Origin of the sequence: Amycolatopsis acidicola (assembly GCF_007713735.2) — a bacterium.
Taxonomy (GTDB): domain Bacteria; phylum Actinomycetota; class Actinomycetes; order Mycobacteriales; family Pseudonocardiaceae; genus Amycolatopsis_E; species Amycolatopsis_E acidicola.
Map to the genome: position 1 here is coordinate 1 of NZ_VMNW02000181.1, position 5112 is coordinate 5112.

4 protein-coding genes and 1 rRNA gene are annotated in these 5112 nt (G+C 67.1%); 2 read left to right on the plus strand and 3 right to left on the minus strand.

Translation table 11 applies throughout. The features are described 5' to 3' along the window. The 3 genes from FPZ12_RS45245 to FPZ12_RS45255 form a co-directional block, all read right to left on the minus strand. Positions 1–100: ribosomal RNA gene (locus FPZ12_RS45245) — 16S ribosomal RNA — on the minus strand; the annotation flags it as partial. Positions 101–485: 385 nt separating this feature from the next. Then, positions 486–1829: a type I glutamate--ammonia ligase gene (gene glnA, locus FPZ12_RS45250; RefSeq protein WP_144762316.1), complete on the minus strand. Its 1344-nt coding sequence runs from the start codon at positions 1827–1829 to the stop codon at positions 486–488. Between the two features lie 9 nt (positions 1830–1838). Beyond that, complete coding sequence (locus tag FPZ12_RS45255; RefSeq protein ID WP_144762319.1) at positions 1839–3203, minus strand: MFS transporter; 1365 nt, start codon at positions 3201–3203, stop codon at positions 1839–1841. Between FPZ12_RS45255 and FPZ12_RS45260 the strand changes: the two genes are divergently transcribed. Both FPZ12_RS45260 and FPZ12_RS45265 read left to right on the plus strand, forming a co-directional pair. Beyond that, positions 3202–4155: a GlxA family transcriptional regulator gene (locus FPZ12_RS45260; RefSeq protein ID WP_144762322.1), complete on the plus strand. Its 954-nt coding sequence runs from the start codon at positions 3202–3204 to the stop codon at positions 4153–4155. The two genes, FPZ12_RS45255 and FPZ12_RS45260, sit on opposite strands and share 2 nt — an antisense overlap. 128 nt (positions 4156–4283) lie before the next feature. Further along, positions 4284–4877 carry an LppX_LprAFG lipoprotein gene (locus FPZ12_RS45265; protein WP_243770366.1) on the plus strand — a complete coding sequence of 198 codons (594 nt, stop codon included), beginning with the start codon at positions 4284–4286 and terminating at the stop codon, positions 4875–4877. Positions 4878–5112: the final 235 nt, after the last annotated feature.

Genomic DNA, 5112 nt, shown 5'->3' on the forward strand with positions numbered 1-5112 from the left:
TCGCCACTCATCCACCACCGAAGCGGCTTCAGCGTTCGACTTGCATGTGTTAAGCACGCCGCCAGCGTTCGTCCTGAGCCAGGATCAAACTCTCCAACAATGAACAAGTTCGATCGACTCGATCGTAATTTCTCAAAGGAACCCACAAAGGGTTCAAATAAGCTCTACTGGCTTAGTTCATCAAACACACTGTTGAGTTCTCAAACAACACGCGACAACCGCCGCAACTGGATTCAAAGCTTTTGTGTTTCCCTGATGAAGAGAAGCCTCTACCGCTACCGATTTCGTAGTGGTGGTTGGCGACCTCTACTTCAGGGCCGTCGCAGTACATTACCCGGTTCGGTTCGCGGTGTCAACCGCCCGACCCTGGTTCCGTCCGCCGGAGTTTTCACCCCGTCGGCCCGGTCTCCCTGGCGACGAAGAGAAGATTACATGTCCCGAAACCCCCTTGAAACAGGGGGGTCCCCTAACTGGGTAAGCGCAGGTCAGAGCACGGGCAGCAGGGTTCGGAGCTCGTACGGCGTCACCGCGCTCCGGTAGTTGTCCCACTCCACTCGTTTGTTCCGCAGGAAGAAGTCGTAGACGTGCTCGCCCAGAGCTTCGGGCAGCAACTCGGAACGCTCCATCTCCGTCAGCGCCTCGCCGAGGTTCTGCGGCAGCTGGTCGTACCCGGCGGCCCTGCGCTCGGCGTCGGTCAGCGACCAGATGTTGTCCTCCGCCGGTGGCGGCAGCTCGTACCCCTTCTCGATGCCCTTCAGGCCGGCGGCCAGGACGACGGAATACGTGAGATAAGGGTTGCAGGCCGAGTCGATGGTCCGGATCTCCACGCGACGTGAAGACGCCTTGCCCGGCGAATAGTTCGGGACGCGCACCAGTGCGGAGCGATTCGCCCTTCCCCAGGAGACCGTTGTCGGCGCCTCTCCCCCGCTGATCAGCCGCTTGTAGGAGTTGACCCACTGGTTCGTGACCGCCGAGATCTCCCGCGCGTGGAAGAGCAGGCCTGCCACGAACGCCTTGCCCGTGTCGGACAGTTCGAACGGGTCCTCCGGGTTGTGGAACGCGTTCCGATCACCCTCGAACAGCGACACGTGGGTGTGCATCCCGGAACCGGGCTGCGCGGTGAACGGCTTGGGCATGAAGGTGGCGCGGACCCCCTGGGTGAGCGCCACTTCCTTGATCACGTACCGGAAGGTCATGACGTTGTCGGCCATCGTGAGCGCGTCGGCGTAGCGCAGGTCGATCTCCTGCTGGCCGGGCGCGCCCTCGTGATGGCTGAACTCGACCGAGATGCCCATGGCCTCGAGCGTCTCGATCGCGTGCCGGCGGAAATGCGTCGCGGTCGCGTGGCTGGCCTGGTCGAAATATCCGCCGTTGTCCGCAGGCTCGGGTTCCGTTCCGTCCTCGGGCAGCGTGGACAGCAGGAAGAACTCGATCTCCGGGTGGACGTAGCAGGTGAACCCCGCTTCCCCGGCCTTCGAAAGCTGGCGGCGCAGCACGTGCCGGGGGTCCGCCCAGGACGGCGAGCCGTCGGGCATCGCTATGTCGCAGAACATCCGGGCGGAGTAGTGCCCGCCCTCGGGCGTCTCCCACGGCAGCACCTGGAAGGTGGACGGGTCGGGCTTCGCGACCATGTCCGATTCGTAGACGCGCGCGAAGCCTTCGATGGCCGAACCGTCGAAGCCGATGCCGTCACTGAAGGCACCTTCGAGCTCGGCCGGGGCGACGGCCACCGACTTGAGGAAACCCAAGACGTCGGTGAACCACAGGCGCACGAAGCGGATGTCACGTTCTTCCAGCGTGCGCAGCACGAACTCCTGCTGGCGATCCATGAGCGCACCCTACGGGCGACGTGTTAACGCCATGTTTCGCGGCCCGCCCCGTACCCCGGCCGAGGGAATGGAGATCGACATCACCGCAGCGAGACCGCACAATCCGCCGGCCAGGTACCACGCGAGGTCGTAACCACCGAAGTGGTCGTGGATCAGGCCGGCGCCGGTCGCGGCGATCGAGGCGCCGATCTGGTGGGAGGCGAACACCCAGCCGAAGACGATCGGACCGGTCAGCCCGAACCGCTCGCGGCACAGCGCCACGGTCGGCGGGACGGTGGCCACCCAGTCCAGTCCGTAGAAGATGATGAACGCCCACATCGGGGGTTCGGTCGTCGGCGCGAACAGGTGCGGCAGAAGCAGCAGCGAAACCCCTCGCAGGAAGTAGTACCCGCCGAGCAGCCAGCGGGGATCGATCCGGTCGGTGAACCAGCCCGAGGCGATCGTCCCCGCGACGTCGAAAAGCCCGACGAGCGCGAGCAGGGATGCCGCGGTGGTCGGCGGCATGCCGTGATCGTGCGCGGCCGGCACGAAATGGGTCCCGACGAGGCCGTTCGTCGAGGCACCACAGATCGCGAAGCCACCGGCGAGGAGCCAGAAAACGGGACTGCGCATGGAATCCCGGAGAACGGTGAGGGCTCGCCGGGCGGTGCCGTGGGTCGGGGCCGGCTTCGCTTCGGGCTCGGTTGCGCCGTAGGCCGTCGTGTCGACATCGCTCGGGTGGTCGCGCAGGAAGATCAGGACTATCGGGACGACGACGATCGCGGCGCCGGCGACGGTCAGGGAAGCCGATCGCCAGCCGTGGTTCGTGGCCAGCGCGGCGATGATCGGCAGGAAGACGAGCTGGCCTGCCGCGCCCGCCGCCGTGAGCACCCCGCTGACCAGGCCGCGGTGCCGGACGAACCAGCGGCTGGTCACCGTGGCGACGAACGCCAGCGCCATCGAACCCGTGCCGGTGCCGACGAGCACTCCCCAGCAGAGCAGGAGCTGCCAGCTGGCGGTCATGAACACGGTGAGCCCACTACCCGCGGCGACCAGGACGAGCGCTCCGGCGACCACGCGTCGCATGCCCAGGCGTTCCATCAGCGCGGCCGCGAACGGCGAGATCAGGCCGTACAGGATCAGGTTGATCGACACCGCAGCCGAAATCGTCGAGCGGGACCAGCCGAACTCGTCGTGCAGTGGATCGATGAGCACGCTGGGCGCCGCGCGAAAACCGGCAGCACCGACGAGAGCGACGAAGGCCGCGAAGGCGACCAGCCACGCGCGGTGGAGACGCGGGCGGGACGGGGCGGAAGTAGTCACCTGAACAGCTTCCGGATGGGCGCCGACCTGGACGAGTGGCCGACGCGCCAATATGTGCAAGAATTCGGCCATGCACAGCGTCGTCGTGTTGGCGATCTCCGAGGTGATCGGTTACGACATGGCCATCCCGCCGCAGGTCTTCTCCGCGGCCGAGCGGGACGGGCGGCGGCTTTACGACGTGAAGCTCTGTGGGGTCGACAACGAGCCGGTGCGGGTCGCGCACGGGTACACAGCGAAGTTCGACCACGGGCCCGAAGCGCTGGCCACGGCCGACACCGTGATCATCCCCGGGACAGCGCTGGAAGGGCCGCGCCGACGCGGATCGCTGCCCGATGACGTGGCGGACGCGTTGGCCTTGATTCCGGCCGGTGCACGGATCATGTCGATCTGCACGGGAGCGTTCGTGCTCGCCGCGGCCGGTCTGCTCGACGGGCGGCGGGCGACGACGCACTGGGCGCACGCCGAAACGTTCCGGCGGCTCTACCCGCGGGTCCAACTCGACGAGGGCGTGTTGTTCGTCGACGACGGGGATCTGCTGACTTCGGCCGGATTGGCGGCGGGGATGGACTTGTGCCTGCACGTGATCCGGTCCGACCACGGGAGCGCGGTGGCGAACACCGCGGCGCGGTACTGCGTCGTGCCGCCGTGGCGGGATGGTGGTCAGTCGCAGTACATCGACCACCCGACACCCGAATCCGGCGCGGGCAGCACGGCCGCGACCAGGGCGTGGGCGTTGGAACGGCTGGACGACTCGCTGGACTTGGACACGCTGGCACGGCATGCGCGGATGAGTGTGCGGACGTTCAGCAGGCGATTCCGGGCGGAGACCGGGTTGTCGCCGCGGACGTGGCTGAACCAGCAGCGCGTGCTGCGGGCGCGGCACCTGCTGGAGACGACGAACCTCGCCGTGGACCGGGTGGCGGCGGCATCGGGTCTGGGGACGGCGGCCTCGCTCCGGCAACATCTGCGCGCGTCGATCGGGGTTTCGCCGCTGGCGTACCGGCGCACCTTCTCGAGCCCGTGACCCGCAGCGCTACGGTTACTGCCATGCTCCGCCGCCGCACCGCCGGTGTCCTCGTATTGCTTTTGGCGCTCGCCTGCGGTTGCAGCGCTTCACCGGACACCCGAGGCCCCCTGCCCGACGGGACCACCATGGTCCACGATGCAGCGACCGCGCTCGAACAACTGCACAGCATCGAATTCGACTTCAGCGTGAGCGGCACGATTCCCGGGCTGGACGTGCGAGAGGTCAAGGGGCAGGCCAGCCGGGACGGCGGGCGGTACGGGACGGCCGTGGGCCAGGCCGACATGCAGGAATCGACAAATCGGTTCGAGCTGCAGTACGAGATCGACGGGGACACCCTGCGGCTCACCGACCAGCACGGGACGCGGACCGACGAGCCGGTGCCGGCCGAGTACAACATCGTGGCGCTGCTGGATCCGCAACACGGCGTGCCTTCGCTGCTTCGCGCGGCCACGGGGCTCAAGACGGAGACGAAGGAAGATGTCCAGGGCGTGGAGACGTACCGCGTGACCGGGCAGGTGGCGAAGAGCGTCGTGTCCGGGCTCTTGCCGGGAATCACTTCCGATGTCGACGTGAAGTTCTGGGTCACGCAGAGTCAGCCGCAGACGCTCGTGCGGGTGTGGATGCAGGTTCCGCCGCGGCAGCCGAACGAGGGGGCCGTGATGCTGGAACTCGGGCTTTCGCACGCGAACGCGCCGATCAGTTCGACGGCGGCCGGGTAGGGGGCGGCCGGGTAGGGGCGGCGGCGGTCGGGAGCAAGGGATGTTTGCTTCGGATTGGAGCAGACGTTCCTTGCTTCGGGGGTTGGAGCAAACGCACCTTGCTCCGAGTCGTGGGGCAAGTCGGGCGTCGTCGTCGGGTTGGAGCAAACGTTCCTTGCTCCCCGTCCGGGCGCGAGGTGGTCGCGGGCGGGTTGGAGCAAACGCACCTTGCTCGTTTCCGCAGGTGGGGTTAGGT

What these genes read in the sequence shown, in the direction of transcription:
- glnA (WP_144762316.1), bottom strand. Translation starts at nt 1,829, where the DNA reads ATGGATCGCCAGCAGGAGTTCGTGCTGCGCACGCTGGAAGAACGTGAC.
- FPZ12_RS45260 (WP_144762322.1), top strand. Translation starts at nt 3,202, where the DNA reads ATGCACAGCGTCGTCGTGTTGGCGATCTCCGAGGTGATCGGTTACGAC.
- FPZ12_RS45255 (WP_144762319.1), bottom strand. Translation starts at nt 3,203, where the DNA reads ATGGCCGAATTCTTGCACATATTGGCGCGTCGGCCACTCGTCCAGGTC.
- FPZ12_RS45265 (WP_243770366.1), top strand. Translation starts at nt 4,284, where the DNA reads ATGGTCCACGATGCAGCGACCGCGCTCGAACAACTGCACAGCATCGAA.